Origin of the sequence: Geitlerinema sp. PCC 7407 (genome assembly GCF_000317045.1) — a bacterium.
Taxonomy (GTDB): Bacteria; Cyanobacteriota; Cyanobacteriia; order PCC-7407; family PCC-7407; genus PCC-7407.
The window spans coordinates 2,080,501-2,098,710 of the sequence record NC_019703.1 but is presented as its reverse complement, the minus strand read 5'-3'; the positions used below and the strand labels follow the sequence as shown (position 1 = coordinate 2,098,710).

The window sequence follows — 18,210 nt, the reverse complement described above, 5'->3', positions numbered from 1 at the left end:
GTCGCTAGCCCCCGGAGCGGCGGGCCTCCGGCAAGATGATCATGGCGTCGCCGAAGGAATAGAACCGGTAGGCCTGGGCGATCGCCTCTTGGTAGATCTCCATCAGGCGATCGCGGCCCACCAGCGCGCTCACCAGCATCAGCAGGCTAGACCCCGGCAGGTGGAAGTTGGTAATCAGGCCGTCCACGACCCGCCAGCGATAGCCCGGATAGATGAACAGGTTTGTTTTGCCCTCGAAGGGCTGGAGCACGCCTCCGTGAGCGGCCCCTTCCAGGGAGCGGACAGCGGTGGTACCCACGGCAATCACCCGGCCCCCGCGAGCCTGAGTTTCCTGGATCTTCTTCACGGTTTCGGCGGGGACATCAATCCACTCGCCGTGCATCTGGTGGGTGGTGATGTCGTCCACCTCCACGGGCCGAAAGGTGCCGACCCCCACATGGAGGGTCACAAAAGTCCGATCGATTCCCCGCTCGGCCAGACGCTCAAGCAGCTCCGGAGTAAAGTGCAGTCCCGCCGTGGGCGCTGCCACGGCCCCCGGGCGATCGCCGTAGATCGTCTGGTAGCGCTCCGGGGCGGCCTGGGAATCAGTAATATAGGGCGGCAGGGGCATCTCCCCCAGATCTTCGAGCAGGGTCAGCAGCGATCGCCCCTCCGGCACCGCAAACTGCAGCACCCGCCCGCCGGTCGCCTCGTCCGTCGCCAGCACCTCCGCCGTCAGCGTGGGCGCCTCCTCCGGCCCAAACAGAATGCGGGCTCCCGGCTTCAGGCGTTTGCCGGGCCGCACCAGGGCCAGCCAGCGATCGCGCCCCTGCTCCTCGAGCAGCAGCACCTCGACCTGGGCTCCTTCAGGCTTGCGGCCGTAGAGGCGGGCCGGGATCACGCGGGTATTATTGAGCACCAAGAGATCCCCTGGCTGCAAGAGATCCGGCAAATCGTAAAAGTGGTGATGACGATGCTCCGTGGGAGAGGTGAGCGCCAAGAGCCGCGCGTGGTCTCGCGGTTCGACGGGGTTTTGGGCAATGCGATCCTCGGGCAGGTCATACTCGTAGGCCGCTAGCTGCCAATCGCGAGGAGATTGCGTTGAGGTCATTGCCGAAGTAGGGCGATCGCCCCCGAGATCCACGCTCACAAGTCTTGCTCCCATAACAAAAGTCCCAGCAGGCCGCGCACCCACAAAGGGGAGCTTTTTGCCGCGATTTCCCATTCTAGCGGCCTTCTACCCCGCTAAAACTTGGATTTTTTGTCCTGTAGGGCCAAATTTGGGTAAGACCCCCCATGGGACTTGGGGACTTTACCCCTACTAGGATTAACCTTTCCCAGTGAGAATATAGGTGTAGAACTGGCCTGGCTGTATTCGAGCGATATGGAATATATTCACTATCTTGCTAATGCCAGCTTAACCCTCAGGATTGTTGAGTACCTGCATCGGTCTTCGGATCTGCCGGTTGCCTTTGTAACCGTGATTCACCAAATTGACGGCTGGGTCATCCGGATCAAGATGAAACAGGCCCTCTCTTCTCAACAAGATGGAGACTTTCAGGCCTTCCTGAATGAGTTGGGCATTCCCTACGAACCGGCAATTCGGGTGCGCATGGCGCTGTGGGGACTCGAAATTGGTCTATCACCGGTGGAAGTGATGCATCGCTATCAGGTGGCTGTGGTTTCCCACGGTAGCCCCGATCGCGAAGAAATCGAAGAGTTTCGTCAACAGTTCGTGTCTGGGTTGGGCTATTGCCCGGAGACCTTGGCTTAGGGGTTGGAGCGTCGCAGGCTTGGGCGGCCCGGAGACTATTCGGGGCTGAAGGCTGCGGGAAGATACTGCTGGAGAACGAGGGACGGGGCGATCGCCCCGTTGGCAGGTGAGGCTTCGCGATAGCCGACCAGCGCTACATCGAACTGGCACGGACAGGCGGCCAGCTCGGGAAAACTGACCAGAAATGTTTGGGCAGCGCGCCATAACTTTTGCTGTTTTTGGGGCGTGATGGCGAGCAGGCCGTCAGCGTCCCAGTTTTTGGGGCTGCGGGTTTTGACTTCGACAAAGGCGATCGCGCCCGTTTCGGGCTGCTGAGCAACCAGATCCAGCTCGCCCCAGCGACAGCGCCACCGCCGCTGCAAGATTTGCCAACCCTGCCCTTGGAGCCACTCGGCCACGAGGTCTTCGCCCTGCTGGCCTCGCTGGTCTGTGCGCGATCGCCCTTGATTCACGGCTTTGCTCCATGGGGGTGCCAACACTCCTGTGCCAACACGGTATAGCATTAATGACAGCGATTTTGATAGGGGCGATCGCCTCGGGCTGGCTTTGCCGCTGGTCGAGACGGGTTGCCTACCGCTCTTCAGCGATCGCTGTTTTTAATCTTTCGTGCGTTGAGTGTGTCAGCTTGAGATGCGTTACCACCCCTTTGTGCAAAGGCTGAAGCGTGGGCTTCACGGCTTTCTCATTCTGGCGATCGCCTTGGGTGCGATCGCCCTTGTGTCGGTGCCCGCTGCCTGGGCCGACAACTACACCAAAGAGTTTTTGGTCGAAGCAGACTTTTCGGGGCGCGACCTGACCGACTCCAACTTCACCAAGGCCAACATGCGCAGCAGCAACCTCAGTCGCGCCAACCTGCAAGGGGTGAGCTTCTTTGGGGCCAATTTGGAGAGCGCCAACCTAGAGGGAGCGCAGCTCAACTACGCCACCCTAGACTCCGCCCGCCTCGTGAAGGCCAACCTGACTAACGCCATCCTCGAAGGCACCTACGCCTTCAACGCCAAGTTCGCCGGGGCGACCATCGAGGGTGCTGACTTCACCGATGCGCTGCTGCGCGATGACGAAATCGAGCACCTGTGCGAAGTAGCCAGCGGCGTCAACCCCACCACCGGCCGCGCCACCCGCGAGTCTCTGATGTGCCCCTAGATCGGCTCTAGGGAATTGGAAAATTCGCCAATCCAGGGCAGCTCCACCAGGTCGGTGAAGCTGACCAGGCGCTGGCGATCGAGCTCTTCGATGCGCTGCTTCTCGTTGTAGATCTGCTGCTGGTAGTAGCGCCCCAGCTCGATGGCAGTGGAGCAGTCGATCTTTTCCCACAGCGTCAAAAAGTGACGGCAGCGCTTTTCGCACATGACCCGCTCGATGCAGGCCGTGGCGGCGCGAATCGTTAAGGGAGCCCGCAGGATATCCTGGCGGGTTTTCTCGTCCAGCTGAAACAGCGGCACCACCTGGGTAAACTCTCGCGGGAACTCGGCGCAGCGCTGACGCAAAACGGGCAGCAGGTCCGCTGGCGCCACGTCTCCGGCTTCCTCGATGGCGAGGATCTGGCGCCACAAAAAGCGGTGGTGAGAAATATTAAAGTCGAGGTCGCGCTCGTTGAGGGAGTCCTGGACCAGGGACCGATATTCGGCGCTGTAGAGGTACAGCCGCAATAGCTGGGCCTCGGCTTCTTCCAGCAGGGTGCGATCGCCGGGGGTTTGCCACTTTTGGGAGCGGCCGTGCCAGCGCTGACCCCGGACCTGGGTCCGCAGGTCGTTTTCGAGCTGGAGGGCCATGCGGGGGTTGCCCTGGCTGAGGAGGCCCGCGCAGTGGTGGATATAGTGGGTGCGCAGGGAGGCGTTGGGGAGGTTGCCCAGCAGCTCGGCGATCGCCTGTACAGCCCCCTGAAAGTCGTCTGCCTGCTGGAGGTCTCGCCCCAGCAGCACCCGATCGATTTGCCAGTTGATCCACAGCGGCGCTTCGTCGAGCAGCGTTTGGTAGGCGTCGGCGCTGTTGGCCTGCAAAAACTCGTCAGCGTCCTTGCCGTCGGGCAGGTTGAGGACGCGCAGCTGAATTTGCCCCCGGTAGGCCAGGTCCTCGACTTCGCCGATGGCCCGCTCAGCGGCCTTGGTGCCAGCGGCGTCGGCGTCAAAGTTGAGGACGATCTGCTTGGATTCGGTGTAGCGCAGCAGCTGGCGCACCTGGGCCACGCTCAGGGCGGTGCCGAGTGCGGCGACGGCGTTTTCGATGCCTGCGCTGTGGAGGGTGATCACGTCGAAGTAGCCCTCTACGACGAGCGCTTGGTCCTGTTTGGCGATCGCCGCTCGCGCCTTGTCGAGGCCAAAGAGGGTTTTGCCCTTGTCGAATAGCTCGGTTTCTGGGGAGTTGAGGTATTTGGGCTGATCGTCGCCCAGGGCCCGGCCCCCAAAGCCGATCACGCGGCTCTGCAAATCCAAAATCGGGATCATCAGGCGATCGCGAAACCGATCGTAGTAGCCGCCCCCGCCCTTGCGCGGCACCAGCAGGCCCGCTTTTTCCACCAGCTCCACCGGATAGTGCTTTTGCTCGACCAGGTAGCCATAGAGGGTGTCCCAGCTCGCGGGCGCATAGCCGAGCTGAAACCGCTGAATGGTGCGATCGTCGAGGCCCCGCAGCCCCTGGAGATAGTCGAGGGCCGTCTGGCCCGCAGGCTGGCGCAGAGCGTGCTCATAAAAGCGCGCCGCCAAAGACAAAATCTCGTAGAGCTGCTCGCGCACCGAGAGCTGACGCTGGAGCTCCTGGCGCTGCTCCGGCTCCAGGGTCTGGACGGGGACCTGGTAGCGCCGCGCCAGGTCGAGGACCACATCCGCAAAGGACTGCTTGCCCAGCTCCATCAAGAACTTGATGGCGTTGCCGCCCGCGCCGCAGCTAAAGCAGTAGTAAAACTGCTTGCTGGGGCTGACGGTGAAGCTCGGGGACTTGTCGTCGTGGAAGGGGCACAGGCCCAAGAAGTCCTTGCCCCGCTTGCGCAGCACGACATGCTCGGACACCACGTCGACAATGTCGGCCCGCTGCTTGACCTGTTCAATTGTGTCGGGGTGCAGACGGGGAATTTCGATCAAGGGCGCAGACTGAACCAAAGAGTTCTTACCAATACCTCATTCTATTAATTGCTCCACGGGAGAGTGAAGCATTTGTACCCCTCGGCGGTGGAGAGCAGGGCCTGCGGCGGGCGATCGCCCCCGGTCCCTAAGGCTGCTGAGCAATGCTGGGCTCTCTAGTGAAGCGAAAAAGGCGGGTGCTTGGCAAGGGCGCGATCGCCGAATTGTGTCTCCTAGGCTACGAAATCAGGACGCGACCCCCTTTAGAGCGCTCAAACTTCTATCAAGAATCTTGAAGGTTTGTTGACGAGATTTTGCTAAAACTTTAAGTAAAACCTTGACCAAACAGAAGGCTAATTTCTGGCGAAAAGGCAGCTCCATTGACACAGGAAATGTGATCGTTTGATGACTTTTTCGAGCCGGGATCAAGATCAAGTTTGATTCGACTTTGATTCAACAGATCTAACCAATCTCAACGGGCGATCGCCGGTCCCAAAAAGCTCGCTTTGTCAGGTTGGTTACGTGTTTTGAGTCCTAGACGGTAATACAATGGAGCCTGCGGCGATCGCGGACTCCGAGAGGGTTTTGGTTGCTCAAGTGCCTGCCCGAAAAGGGTTTGAGCAACTGCAAAGCTGCCGCTTGCGAGCAGCAGCTGACCGACATGGGCGATCGCGTCCCTAGACTCAATCAAGATGATTGTTGGTATCAATCTGTACAAATCCATACAAAAATTTTGCTAAATTTCGGTTCTTGTTTTCTTTCCGTTTGCCCTCTTGCCTCCACCGCTGATATTTCCTATGAGCACTTCGATTCAGATTTTGATGTGTCCGCCCGACCACTACGATGTGGACTACGTAATTAATCCATGGATGGAGGGAAATATTCACAAATCCTCCCGCGATCGCGCCGTTCTTCAGTGGCAGCAGCTCTATCACACCCTCAAGGACCACGCCATTGTTGATCTGCTCGAACCCCAGCCCGGCTGGCCCGACATGGTCTTCACGGCCAACGCGGGCCTGGTGCTGGGAAACTCAGTGGTCCTGAGCCGCTTCTTTCACCCCGAGCGCCAGGGGGAGGAGCCTTTTTTCCGGGCGTGGTTTGAGGCGCAGGGCTACACGGTCCACGAGCTGCCCAAGGACTTGCCCTTTGAGGGGGCGGGGGATGCCCTGCTCGATCGCGAAGGGCGCTGGCTGTGGGCGGGCTACGGCTTCCGCTCGGAGCTCGACTCCCACCCCTACCTGGCCAAGTGGCTAGACATCGAGGTGCTGTCTTTGCGCTTGATGGATGAGCGCTTTTATCACCTGGATACCTGCTTTTGCCCGCTGGTGGACGGCTACTTACTGTACTATCCGCCCGCTTTTGACGCCTATTCCAATCACCTGATCGAGCGGCGGGTGCCCGCCGAAAAGCGCATCGCCGTCAGCGAGACCGACGCGGTGAACTTCGCCTGCAACTCGGTCAACGTGGATCGGACCGTGGTGATGAACCAGGCCAGTCCAGAACTGCGCGATCGCCTGAGGGAGCTGGGCTTCCAGGTGCTCGAGACGCCCCTGACAGAGTTTCTCAAGGCGGGGGGCGCGGCCAAGTGTCTGACCCTGCGCATTACAGAGCCGGTGCAGGTGGACCTCCACGCTGCGGCATCAGTGGAGAGCCGCGTGATCCAGCTGGAGGGCCATCTCCTCGACTCTGGCTTGATCAATCAAGCGCTGGACCTGGTGGTGGAGGGCGGCGGCAGCTTCCAGGTGCTCGACTTCAACCTCGGCGAGCAGCGCCAAAGCACCTCCTGCGCCGAGATTCGGGTGTCGGCACCGTCGCTGGTGGTGATGGACAAAATCATGGCCCAGCTGATCGATCTGGGCGCGGTAGCGGCGCCCCAGGAGGTGTGTGATACCCAGCTGGAGACGGTGACCCAGGCGGGAGTGGCGCCAGATAACTTCTATGTGACCACGATCTACCCGACGGAGATCCGGGTGGACTGCCAGTGGATCAAGGTGCAGAACCAGCGCATGGATGGGGCGATCGCCCTGTCTCGCACCGCCGATGGCGTGGTGGCCCGCTGCAAGCTCCTGCGGGATCTAGAAGTCGGTGAGCAGGTGGTGGTGGGGGTGGACGGCATCCGCACCATTCGCAAGGTGGCAGCCCGGGAAGCCCGAGCGGCCCAGCCAGAATTTGGCTTCATGGGATCGGGGGTTTCTAGTGAGCGCCGGGTGGAGCTGGTGGTGGAGCAGGTGGCCTGGGAGCTGCGCCACATCCGCGACCAAGGGGGCAAGGTGGTGGTGACGGCGGGGCCAGTGGTGATCCACACCGGCGGCGGCGTGCACCTGTCTCGGCTGATCCGCGAGGGCTACGTCCAGGGCCTCCTGGGGGGCAACGCGATCGCCGTTCACGACATCGAGCAGGCCCTGATGGGGACGTCTCTGGGCGTGGATATGCAGCGGGGCGTGTCGGTCCGCGGCGGCCATCGCCACCACCTCAAGGCCATCAACACCATTCGCCGCTGCGGCAGCATTGCCCAAGCCGTCGAAGCAGGCGTCCTGACCGAGGGGATTTTCTACGAGTGCGTTCGCAATCAGGTGCCCTTCGCTCTGGCGGGGTCGATCCGCGATGACGGGCCGCTGCCGGACACCCAGATGGACTTGCTCCAGGCCCAGACAGACTATGTCCGCCTCCTAGAGGGCGCGGACCTGATCTTGATGCTGTCGACGATGCTCCACTCCATCGGGGTGGGGAATATGACGCCAGCGGGGGTCAAGATGGTGTGTGTCGATATCAATCCGGCGGTGGTGACCAAGCTGAGCGATCGCGGCTCGGTGGAGTCTGTCGGGGTGGTGACGGATGTGGGCCTGTTCCTGAGCCTGCTGGTGCGCCAGCTCGATCGCCTCACCCGCCCCTATGAGGCGCTCCGGCTGCTCTAGCACGGGTTGGCCATGGCCGGTGTGAAGATGATCTCGGAGTTGGGCTCGGGGGCCGGGGGTCGCAGGGGCAGCTCGATCCAGAACTCTGCCCCCTGGCCCGGGCTAGACCGACAGATCAGCCGGCCGCCGTGCTTTTCCTCGATGATCTGGCGACTGATGGAGAGGCCAAGGCCGGTCCCGACGCCAGTGGGCTTAGTGGTGAAAAAAGTCTCGAAAATCTTGTCGAGGTTTTCGGGCGAAATGCCGGGGCCATTGTCGGCGATGCGAATCACCACGCGATCGCTCCCTTGGCGCTCGGTCACGATCCGGATCTCCGGGGCCAGCTGGCCGGGCTCTCGAGTTTCGGGGTTGCCCATGGCGTCGAGGGCGTTGCTCAGCAGGTTCATAAACACCTGGTACATCGACCCGGCGTAGCACTCCACCAGCGGGATATCGCCAAACTCCCGGGTGATCGTCACGCCCTGCTTGATCCGATTGTGCAAAATCAGCAGCGTGCTCTCGAGGCACTCGTGGAGATCCACCGGGTGGGCGTCTGCTTCGTCGAGGCGCGAGAAGCTGCGCAGGCTGAGCACGATCTGGCGGATGCGCTCAGCGCCGACCTGCATGGACTGGACGAGCTTGGGCAAATCCTCTTCAAGAAATTCCCGATCGATGTCTTCGGCTTTGTCTCGGACGGCGTCGGGCGGCTGGGGGATCTCGGTTTCGTAGGTGTGAATCAGGTCAAAGAGATCCTGGATGTACTGGTTGGCGTGGTCGAGGTTGCCGTAGATGAAGTTGACGGGGTTGTTGATTTCGTGGGCGACCCCTGCCACCATGCGCCCCAGGCTGGACATTTTTTCGCTCTGGATTAGGCGCTGCTGGGCGGCGTTTTGCTGTTCGGTGAGCAGGAGCTTCACCCGCTTGATCAGCTGATTGAGGGTTTTGGAGAGCTCCCCGACTTCGTCGTTGGTGGTGATGGGGATCTTGAGGCTGAAGTCGGCATCGTGGCGGACACGCTGGGCGATCGCCGTTGCGGTGGTCAGGGGGTGTACGATGGCACGACTGGTGCAGATGGCCAGGAGCGTGGCGATCGCCCCCGAGATCACGATGCTCAACAAAATAATCCAGCGGCGCAGATTGTACGCGGCCTCCCGAATTGCAAAAGCTGCTGCCATCTCAGCTTCTGAGACCTTGGCAAGGTCCAGCAAATCATCGGAAATACCGTCAAAGCGCAAAGCGACATCGCTGTTGGTAAAGTCCAGCAGCAAGCGCTGGGCCGTCTGGATTTCTGCGGGAGTGTCGATGGTCTCCACATCCAGGCGATCGAGCACAGCTGCGAGAGCCTGAAAATAGTCCTCGGAAACCCCCTCATAGCGCTCCAGAAAGGCGGGCATTTCAGTCGTGTGCAGCTCATCAGAGTGATCTGCTTCGCCAATAAAAGCGGCGGCTTGACGCCAGGCCTTGAGGACATCGACTTGGTGCGCTTGCAAGTGCTGATATTCCGCCTGAAAGGCGTCGCGATCGCGGACCAAGGGGATCAGCTGCTGCTGATGAGTGCGGGTTTGCAGCACGGCAATCTGGAGCGTGCTCAGCAAGCTCACTTCCTCACGGGCGTGGGTTTCTTGCCTCCAGGCTTGGCGCTGGTAGCGATCGCCCACCCAGATGCCCAAGGCAGTCCCCGCAATGCCAATGCCCAGCGCCATCCCATAGCCCAGGCCGATTTTCTGGCCGACCTTCAGGCGGCGCAGCCACCCAGTAAGGGGAGTCCTCTGGCCTTTGGGAAAGAGGGCTCGGGGCGACGAGGCGGTAGATGAAGACTCTAATGACATGATCCTGAAGGGTCTTGAGAGGATGGAAGACGGCGATCGCCCCAAAGCAGCGCGCGATCGCGGTGGCTCATGGGCTAGGAAATGCTTACCAGACCACTCAACCTGAAAGTTCCAGCACCTGCATATCTGGAAGTTTTGAGAGCGTTGAAACCATCAACCACAGGTTTTTTGCAAGGGTTTTGAGCGGTGAGCGGGCGATCGCCTTAGTCCTAGCGCTGGCCATCACCCCCTGTCAAGGCAGTTTTCTGGGAAATAGAGAGCGGCGATCGCAGGAGCGATCGGCCGAAATCACGCCCTAGCCAGGGAAGCTGGGAATTGTCCTTACCCAGAACGCGACAGGACGGTGACGCGATTTTCCCCACTCGCAGTTTTCCCGGAAACTCGAAAAGGCCATCACCGACGGCCCAAATTAAAATTATTTTTTAGACGCAGTATTTGTGCGCAAGATGTTTAGGCACAATGTTAAACGCAATATTCAGCCAGAGAGCCCTGCGTCGGGGCCACCCGCAAAAGCCGCTCAGGCCAGAGAGACTAGACTATTGCTGCTTGGTCATGAAAACGCGCCAGGCAATGAAAGCAGCAAAGCTCACATAGCCCAGCACAACCAAAAGTTCACGCCAATCACCGACAGCAGCAGTACTGGTTTCGAGCATCGAAGGTTGGGAAGTTAAAAAAATAGGGCGATCGCCCCTTTGTATCCTACCGGTTGGCAGCCAAAAGGCGATCGCCCGGAGCCCGAGCCTAGCAGTCGCCTGCCTGAGGCTCCTTGCGCGGGAAGACCCAGCGCTCAAAGAGATCCTTGACCTCGACGCCCTGATCTTTGAGCAGGGGGCCGTAGTCCTCTTCGGGGGAAATATAGTAAGGAGCGGTCCGGCGCTCAGCCTGGGCCATCCAGGTTCCATGAACCGTGAAACCGATGTTGAGCTTGGGATGATAGAGCTTGCAGATTGGCTCGTCTAGCGTCCGAGCGTCAAAGATCCAGATTTCATTACCGTTGGTGTTTTCTCCTTCAAAGCGATCGCTGCCATCACCGTAGTGAACGATGCACACAATATATCCATCGGTGGAGCCAGTGCGATCCTTGGCCGGCACAAACTGCGGTGAAGTGACATAGTGTCCATCGGGAAAGCCATAGGCATTGACAATTTGAGGTGCAGAATGACTGCTGCAACCATCTGTTCTAGGCGGCTCTGTATGGATATGAATAATATTGGAGCGTCGTCCCTGACGAGCTATATCTTGAACTGTGCTCAAAGATAGCTCCCGGTATTTATAGTCTTCGTAAAGATCTGTGATATGGGGAAGTAGAAGCTCTTCCCAGCAACCAAGTGATCCCCAATATAGGTCTTCAATATGATTTGGAGGTGCATAATTTGAGTGACTCCGATAAGTGAAAATTGCTGGCCCCCAAGCCCAAGACTCAATAGCTAGATTCATAGGGTTGGATGATCCTTGGTCTTTCGTCTCTACTTTTCGAGACTCAATAATGTTTCCGCTCTTTCCATCTAGAATATAGAGCCCAAGACGACTTACATCGGTAGGTCCATAGAGCACACCATATAAAGGCTGTTGTTGCTCCCGTGAGATATGCGAAGTTGAATCACTGGGATCTTGGAAATCAAACTTGGTTATGCATTCGGCGGCATCCCATCCACATACATGAGAGAAGTGTATTCGTATTTGGCTGTCTAAGTTTTTATAGTCCACCAAAAAATGAGCTGCTTCATAAGGAATAATCACTCTTTTTGCTTCGACTTTCATGCTACCTGGAAAAAGTTCGCTTCGGGGGATTATATAGACATAATTATCAGGAATTTGTTGGCGGTTAAGCATTTCGCGAATCAGTGACTCGATCCTTTCTGTTCCTTTCGTCTTCAAAGAAGGTAAAAGCTCTTTGATTGCAAACTTGAAAGCAGTGTCAACGATTAAAATATAGTCTTCTGTGATGCCAATTTGATGTGTACTTTGAATTATTTTGACTGGCTTTCCAGAATAGGTGACTTGCCATCGCTGTAAGTCATGCTTTCCATTCCAGACCAATATCTCTAGAAAATCGCCTTTAAAAAAATGAAATATTGCCTGGAAAAATTTAATTAATCCTAGCAGAAAATTTTTCAGGTGATGATTTTCAGAGCTTTTCTCTAAATCTTGATCAAAGACACTTCGAAAATTACCAGTAAGGAAGTTGATCATCACCTGGAAAAGATCAATAATTCCTGGCGTAGTCTCACTCAATGCTCTAAGAAAAACAAGCTTCTCGTGTAATGCATCATAAATACTTCCAAAGCACTTTATCTGTTTTCTTATTGCCGTTTGCAATCAGCTCCCTGTGTCGGTTCTTTACTTGATTTTGAATTGTTCTAATAACTGGTTTTAGAAGGCGATTGACGGGAAGGAGTTGAGAGAAAAAATTAGCCAAAGAGCGGCCAGTATTGACATTAAAGACTTCTCCTGTGTGAGGATCAAAGCTTGGATGAGCACAGCTCTGAACTGTTTTAAACATGGGTTCTGGCTTATGAGGAGATTTAATCAGGGGATTGATCTCTTTCCATTCGATCTCTCGGCCTACGGGTGTTATGGTTTCTAGAGTTCGGGGATCTATCTCGTAAGGTCGACCCATATCCCAACTAACTAACAGGCGATCGCGATCTTCTTCTGAAAACCGCATAGGCAAAAAGGCCGTATTGAGCTGGTTTCGAATTCCAAGAAAGCTAGACAATCGGGTAATACCAAAGTTTCGAAAACGCAAATCTTTGTTGAATCTTGGATTGTGTGAGCTCTTTTTCCCTTGGTAATCAGGACAGCGATGTGTTGCGGCATCAGCGTAGTAGCAAGGGGTTTTGACCATGCGGCTGCTCAGATAAACTCCATCCTTAGGCTGATCGAAATCAAGACGGTAGATCATGCCGTCGCCGTTATATAGCAGGGTTGTTCCATCCAGAGAAGGGACAACCACAGACTGATCAGCCTGTCCGTAGATATTTAGGGAATCCACAGAACCTACAGGCCCAACAATATAGACATGACCACACAGATCGGCAGGGATATTACCCTCACGAATTCGCAATTTCAGGGGTGGGTGAGTGGCTTGGGGGTTGTAAGAACGGGCGTTAGGAGTATCTTCGCGATCGCCAAACTCCTCACGACTGGCAAACAGTACTGATCGCGGAAAAACATGATTCATGGGGTCGGTAGGACGGGAGGAGTCAGGCATAGTTAGAGATCTGATGTAGAGCACAAAGGACAAACCCTGTATAGCTTTAAACAGGGACATCTCAGTGTTCCCACAAAACTATTGCTATGCTCACAGCTGTCTCACTTTCTGCCTATATCACCTGCAACCGGCAGCGCTCCAGATAGATTTGGGCCACCTTGTCTAGGCTGCTGTGGCGCAAGCAGTCCTCAAAGCACTGCTGCGCCTCCCGATAGCGCTGATTGCGATAGAGCAAAAACCCCTCCTCAAATCGAGACTTGGTGGCGAGCTTGGCATCGCGCACCTCGGGCAGGTCCCCATCAAAAAATTCATACACCGTCACGGCGTTCAGCTTCCCCTGGACATTCACCCGGTCCACCACCCGAAAGGCGTAGCTATCGGGCTGATTGAGCCGGAAAAACGTCTCCTGGGAAATCAGCAGAGAGACCTGATAGCGCTTGGTCAAGCCCTCAATGCGCGACGCCAGGTTCACCGCGTCGCTGATGACGGTGCTGTCCATGCGGTTTTGGCCGCCCACGGTGCCGAGCATGAGCTGGCCCGTATTGATGCCGATGCCGATGGTGATGGGCATATAGCCGCTGCGCTGGCGCTGCTGATTGTAGACCTGGAGGGCTTTTTGCATATCGATACCGGCGCGCACGGCGTGGTCGGCCTCTTCGCTAAAAAGGGCCATGATGGCGTCGCCGATGTACTTGTCGATGAAGCCCTGATTGTCGGTGATGGCGGTTTCCATGCGCGACAGGAACGCATTGATAAACCGGAAGTTGTCCTCGGGGGTCATGCTCTCGGAGAGGGCCGTGAAGTCGCGAATATCGGCAAAGAGGACCGACATTTCCTGCTCGACGTGATCGCCGAGAGCCACCTCGGTGATGCTGTCTTTATCCAGGAGCTGGAGAAACTGGCGCGGCACAAATCGCTCGTAGGCGCGGTTGAGATCGGCCAGGCTGGCGTAGTAGCGGGCGTTGCTGATGGAGGTGGCGGCCTGGGCAGACAGCAGGTTCAGCATCTCGAGCCGGTCGGGAGTAAAGGCGCCGACGGAGAGGTTGTTTTCGAGGTAGACGATGCCGCTGAGCTTGCCCTGATTGAGCAGGGGTGCGCAGAGGATGGACTTGGGCTGGTTTTGGCGAATATAGGCGTCGATGCGAAAACGCTCATCTTCGATGGCGTTGTTGAGGACGACGCTCTCACGGGTGCGGGCGACATAGTTGACGATGGCGACGCAGAGGGTGGTTTGGTCGATCTGGTGGGCGAGGACGTCGAGGGGAATCGCCTGCAGCACCTCGATGGCGCTGCTCTCGACGCAGCCCGATGCCTCGATAAAGAGCTTGCCCTTGGTCTCCAAGATCAGGTATCCGCGCTGAGCGCCCGCGTTTTCGAGCAGGGTTCCCATGAGCTTGGCCAGGAGCTTATCGAGAATAATTTCGCTGGAGATGGCCTGGGCAGCTTTGAGGACGGTGGCAAGGTCGAGGGCCAGACCGGAGCCGCCGCTGGTGGTGGTGCGGGAGGTGGTGCGCCAGGTGCTTTGGTGCTTCGAGCGCTGATGGGTGGTGGATTTGGCCAGGAAGATGGCGGGGTGGCTGTCTTCGAGGTGCTTGCACTTGGCGATCGCCCCCCAAATGCGATAGACCTCGTAGGCCTTGATCAGGTGAGTTTGGGAGACTTCTTCGAGCTGGCGGCGCTGATAAAATTCGGCGGCCCGCTCATAGGCGATCGCCTCCTCGTGGAGATAGCCGTGCTCCCGCGCGCCCCGGATGGCGGCTTCGTAGAGATCCATTGCGGCCAAGACATTGCCCTGAATTTGGGCCATCTCCGCCGCCAGCAGATCGCACTTGTGCTGAAAGGTCATGGGCGCCGTGATGGCCCAGGTTTGCAGCTGCTGGAGATAGCCGGTGATCTTTTCCCAGCTGGCCTCCTGGGTGGGGCGATCGCTCCGGGGGTACTCCGCCAAGAGCGCCAGGGCGTGATAAAAGGGCACCTGGGTAAAGATAATCAGCCCTGCGGCGCTCTGCTGATACTGAATCGCCTGCTCGGCATCGGCGATCGCCTGGGGATATTGGCCAAACAAATAGTGCAGGATCGTCTTGGCCAAATACACCGCAAACAGCGACGTATAGTTATTCGTCTCGACCAAAAAGGGCAGCAGCGTCTCGGCCTCAAACAGCTCCCCGTCCAGCTCCTCTGGCTGGGGCGAGAGGCTGCGCAAATTGCGCACCACCTGGGTCCAGATCCGAAAATAGTTCAGATGAAATTCTTGTTTGAGTTTGTGTACTAGAGGCCAATAGTTACTCTGTTTAGCCTCGGTTGTTTCTAGTCTTTCCCCAGAAACGACACTGTTAGCACACCAAGTACTGATAGCAATTGCCGCATACTCCAGATCTCCCATAGCGATGCCGTGGGGGAAATTTTGTTCTAGGACCTGGGTGCATAGACTGAGTGGTTCATGCCAGTGCTTGATGCAAGCATTGACTAGAACAGTGACTTTATATTGAACTTCGTGAGCGTTGAGGATATCAATTATTTGTGTTGCTATTTGTCCGTAACGATAGCCTTTTTCCATTTCGCCAAAGATCCCACACAGCAGCATGCCGTAGTATGCATAGATAAAGGGAGCCATGGTTGAGTTGCCGTGATGAATGCACAGACTCACGCTGGTGAAGTTGAGCCGGGGCAGCTCCATAGGGTTGGCGATGTAGGCCGGTGCGTGGAGCACCACCAAGATTCGCAGCGCCGCCAGATACTCTGGCGACTCCATGGCAGGCAGGTTAGCCAGGTTATCAATGTCCTCATACTCCGGCGGAACGCTGGTGAAGGGGACATTCAGCATCTCCAGCGCCTGGAGACCGGTGTCGAGGGCTGTCTGCATCTGGTTCTGGGCGATATAGAACAGCGTCTTAATTTCGTAGATGTAGGCCTGGTCCAGGGTGGTGTGGGTGTGGGCGAGGGTGGCCTCTGCCAGGCGCTCGGCTTCGGCAAAGTGGGTGCTGAGGTAGGCGGCCTGCATCGCTTCGGTGTGCAGGGCCAGCGTCAGATCATAGTGCGCGCTCCAGGCGTCAGCAGGCAGCAGGCTCAGGCCCAAGCTGAGATAGCTCTGGGCGGAGTCGTAGGCAGTGGCCGAGCGGGCCTTGCGACCGGCCTGGAGGTTCAGCTCAGCCAGGCGCAGTCGCTCGGTGGGGTTGTCGAGGAGAGCAATCCCTTCATTGAGCTGATCCACGATCTCAAAAACGGCCTCGTCGGAGATGCGATCGCCGCTGTCGGCGAGCAGGAGCCGGCCAATCCGCAGGTGGAGCTGCTGGCGATCGCCCTCCGGCAGCAGAGAATAGGCCGCCTGCTGAATCCGGTCATGGGTAAAGCGATAGGCCACATTCAGCGCCGGCTCCAGGCGATCGTCCAGCATGGCCTCCGACTCAGCAGCCTGGTAGAGATTGCTCAAGGGGATCACGTAGCCCTGGGCGATCGCAGCGTGCAGAGCCGCCGCCACGCTGCGCTGACGCTCCCGCAGCTCCGGCGTCCCCTCCCCCTGGACCAGCGCCAAAGTCCGCAGCCGAAACTGGTTCCCGATGCAGGCCGCCACATGGAGGGCCTGCTTGGTTGGAGCCGGCAAGCTCTGGATCTTGCCCGCCATCAGCTCCACCACGTTGTCTGTAAAATTGGCGTTCTGGATTTGGCGCAGATTCCACATCCAGCCCCGCTGACCATAGTCAAAGCTCAGCAGCCCCTCACTGTAGAGAGCCTTGAGAAACTCCCCCATAAAGAAAGGATTACCGCCGGTTTTGGCCCGCACCAGCTCCGCTAGGGGGCGCGCCTCCTGGGGAGAGCGGTGGACCGTATCGGCAATCCACTGGATCACGTGCTCCGGGTGCAGCGGCTTGAGCTCGATCTGCTCGATGGCGCACCGCTGCTTGCGCAGGTCCTCCAGGGTGTGCATCAGGCTGTGGGACGCGCTGACCTCATTGTCGCGGTAGGCCCCGATCAGCAGCAGGGCATTGTTGCCGGTGGTGGTCATCAGGGCCTGGATCAGGCGCAGGCTGCCGCCATCGGCCCACTGCAAGTCATCCAAAAACAGCACCAGAGGATGGTCCGGCGCCGCAAAGACCCGCACAAAATTCTGAAACACCAAAATAAAGCGGTTTTGGTTCTCGGTGGGGGGCAGCTCGGGGATCGCGGGCTGGGGACCGAGGAGCAGCTCCAGTTCGGGCAGCACCTCCACGATCACCTGGCCATTGTTGCCCAGAGCCGCGCTCAGCTCTTGGCGCCAGTACTGCAACTCCCCCTCACTGCTCGCCAAAAGCTGCCCAAACAGCGATCGAAAGGCTTGAATAATCGCCGAGTAGGGAACGTTGCGCTGGAGCTGATCAAATTTCCCAGAGACAAAGTGCCCCCGCTGCTCAGTGATCGGTTTATAAACTTCTCGGACCAAGACAGACTTGCCGATGCCCGAATAGCCCGCGATCAGCATAAACAGAGGCCGCACCACCGCCTGAAGCCCCGCCTGGGCGACCCGCTCAAACGCTTCTAGGAGGCGACTGAGCTCCTGTTCTCGGCCATAGAGCTTTTGGGGCAGCTGGAAGCGATCGGAGAGGTCATTTTGTCCGAGGGGAAACAGGGCGATCGCCTGATTGTGGCTCCAGGCCTCCCAGCATTGATCCAGGTCAGCCTTGATTCCCCAGGCGCTCTGATAGCGATCCTCCGCGTTTTTCTCCAGCAGCTTCATAATCAGGTTCGAGACCGCCGCTGGGATCTCGGGGTTGAGCCGGTGGGGCGCAATGGGCCGCAGCGCAATATGGGCGTGGACCAGCTCCAGGGGATCGCCGCTCGGAAAGGGCAGCTGCCCCGTCAGCAGCTCATAAAACGTAACGCCCAGGGAATAAAAATCGGTGCGATAGTCCAGAGCCCGGTTCATGCGGCCCGTCTGCTCCGGGGAAACGTAGGGCAGCGTCCCCTCTAGCTGCGTCGGGTTCTGGAGATCGGGGGCCTCCTTGGGCAGCACGGTGGCGATCCCGAAGTCGATGATCTTGACCTGCTTGGTCTCGGGATTGAACAGGATATTAGCGGGGTTGAGATCCTTGTGAATGATATTGGCGGCGTGAACAACGCCCAGAATCTCGGTGATGCGGCTGGCCATGGGCAAAAAGTCCGCCATGGCCAGGGGCGCGACCTGGAGGCGCTGGTCGAGGCGCTGGCCCCGATAGTCCTCAAACACAATCACCGGTGTACGCTGAAAGATTTCGTAGCCGTGGGCCTTGATCACGCCCTCATGGTCGAGGCTGCGGACAATTTCATACTCCTGGCGATATTTCGCAAGCTGCTCAGGAGAAATGTGAGCCTCTTTGAGAATCTTGAGAATGACGGAGCGGCCATCTGGATTCGTATCGGCGCGATAAACAGAGGTGCGCGAAGACTCAAACAGCTTTTCGCGAATCTGATAGCCGTGAATTGTGCTCATGCCGAGAGAAGACTCGTGGGA

10 protein-coding genes are annotated in these 18,210 nt (G+C 57.9%); 3 read left to right on the top strand and 7 right to left on the bottom strand.

What is annotated here, in order from left to right; translation table 11 throughout:
• Positions 1-4: 4 nt before the first annotated feature.
• Positions 5-1,090: a tRNA preQ1(34) S-adenosylmethionine ribosyltransferase-isomerase QueA gene (gene queA / locus GEI7407_RS08760; protein ID WP_051030717.1), complete on the bottom strand. Its 1,086-nt coding sequence runs from the start codon at positions 1,088-1,090 to the stop codon at positions 5-7.
• A gap of 273 nt (positions 1,091-1,363) precedes the next feature.
• Between queA and GEI7407_RS08755 the strand changes: the two genes are divergently transcribed.
• Positions 1,364-1,753: a hypothetical protein gene (locus GEI7407_RS08755; protein ID WP_015171785.1), complete on the top strand. Its 390-nt coding sequence runs from the start codon at positions 1,364-1,366 to the stop codon at positions 1,751-1,753.
• Positions 1,754-1,788: 35 nt separating this feature from the next.
• Here GEI7407_RS08755 and GEI7407_RS08750 read toward each other — a convergent pair whose 3' ends face one another.
• Positions 1,789-2,229, bottom strand: coding sequence for a YraN family protein (locus tag GEI7407_RS08750; RefSeq protein WP_223294504.1), 441 nt, complete (start codon positions 2,227-2,229; stop codon positions 1,789-1,791).
• Positions 2,230-2,383: 154 nt separating this feature from the next.
• Here GEI7407_RS08750 and GEI7407_RS08745 point away from each other — a divergent pair, with 154 nt between their 5' ends.
• Positions 2,384-2,896: a pentapeptide repeat-containing protein gene (locus tag GEI7407_RS08745; protein WP_015171783.1), complete on the top strand. Its 513-nt coding sequence runs from the start codon at positions 2,384-2,386 to the stop codon at positions 2,894-2,896.
• On the opposite strand, the gene dnaG is transcribed toward GEI7407_RS08745, so the two are convergent.
• Positions 2,893-4,827, bottom strand: a complete 1,935-nt coding sequence (gene dnaG / locus GEI7407_RS08740) for a DNA primase (protein ID WP_041268860.1) — start codon at positions 4,825-4,827, stop codon at positions 2,893-2,895. The two genes, GEI7407_RS08745 and dnaG, sit on opposite strands and share 4 nt — an antisense overlap.
• Positions 4,828-5,606: 779 nt before the next feature.
• Here dnaG and GEI7407_RS08735 point away from each other — a divergent pair.
• Positions 5,607-7,724 carry a TIGR00300 family protein gene (locus tag GEI7407_RS08735; RefSeq protein ID WP_015171781.1) on the top strand — a complete coding sequence of 706 codons (2,118 nt, stop codon included), beginning with the start codon at positions 5,607-5,609 and terminating at the stop codon, positions 7,722-7,724.
• Here GEI7407_RS08735 and GEI7407_RS08730 read toward each other — a convergent pair.
• The 4 genes from GEI7407_RS08730 to GEI7407_RS08720 form a co-directional block, all read right to left on the bottom strand.
• On the bottom strand, positions 7,721-9,532 hold the full coding sequence (locus tag GEI7407_RS08730) for an ATP-binding protein (RefSeq protein WP_015171780.1): 1,812 nt from the start codon (positions 9,530-9,532) through the stop codon (positions 7,721-7,723). The two genes, GEI7407_RS08735 and GEI7407_RS08730, sit on opposite strands and share 4 nt — an antisense overlap.
• A gap of 741 nt (positions 9,533-10,273) precedes the next feature.
• On the bottom strand, positions 10,274-11,767 hold the full coding sequence (locus GEI7407_RS20030) for a carotenoid oxygenase family protein (protein ID WP_071880813.1): 1,494 nt from the start codon (positions 11,765-11,767) through the stop codon (positions 10,274-10,276).
• 34 nt (positions 11,768-11,801) lie between these two features.
• Complete coding sequence (locus GEI7407_RS20025; RefSeq protein ID WP_190274186.1) at positions 11,802-12,716, bottom strand: carotenoid oxygenase family protein; 915 nt, start codon at positions 12,714-12,716, stop codon at positions 11,802-11,804.
• Between the two features lie 142 nt (positions 12,717-12,858).
• Positions 12,859-18,189: an AAA family ATPase gene (locus tag GEI7407_RS08720; RefSeq protein WP_015171779.1), complete on the bottom strand. Its 5,331-nt coding sequence runs from the start codon at positions 18,187-18,189 to the stop codon at positions 12,859-12,861.
• Between the last annotated feature and the right edge of the window lie 21 nt (positions 18,190-18,210).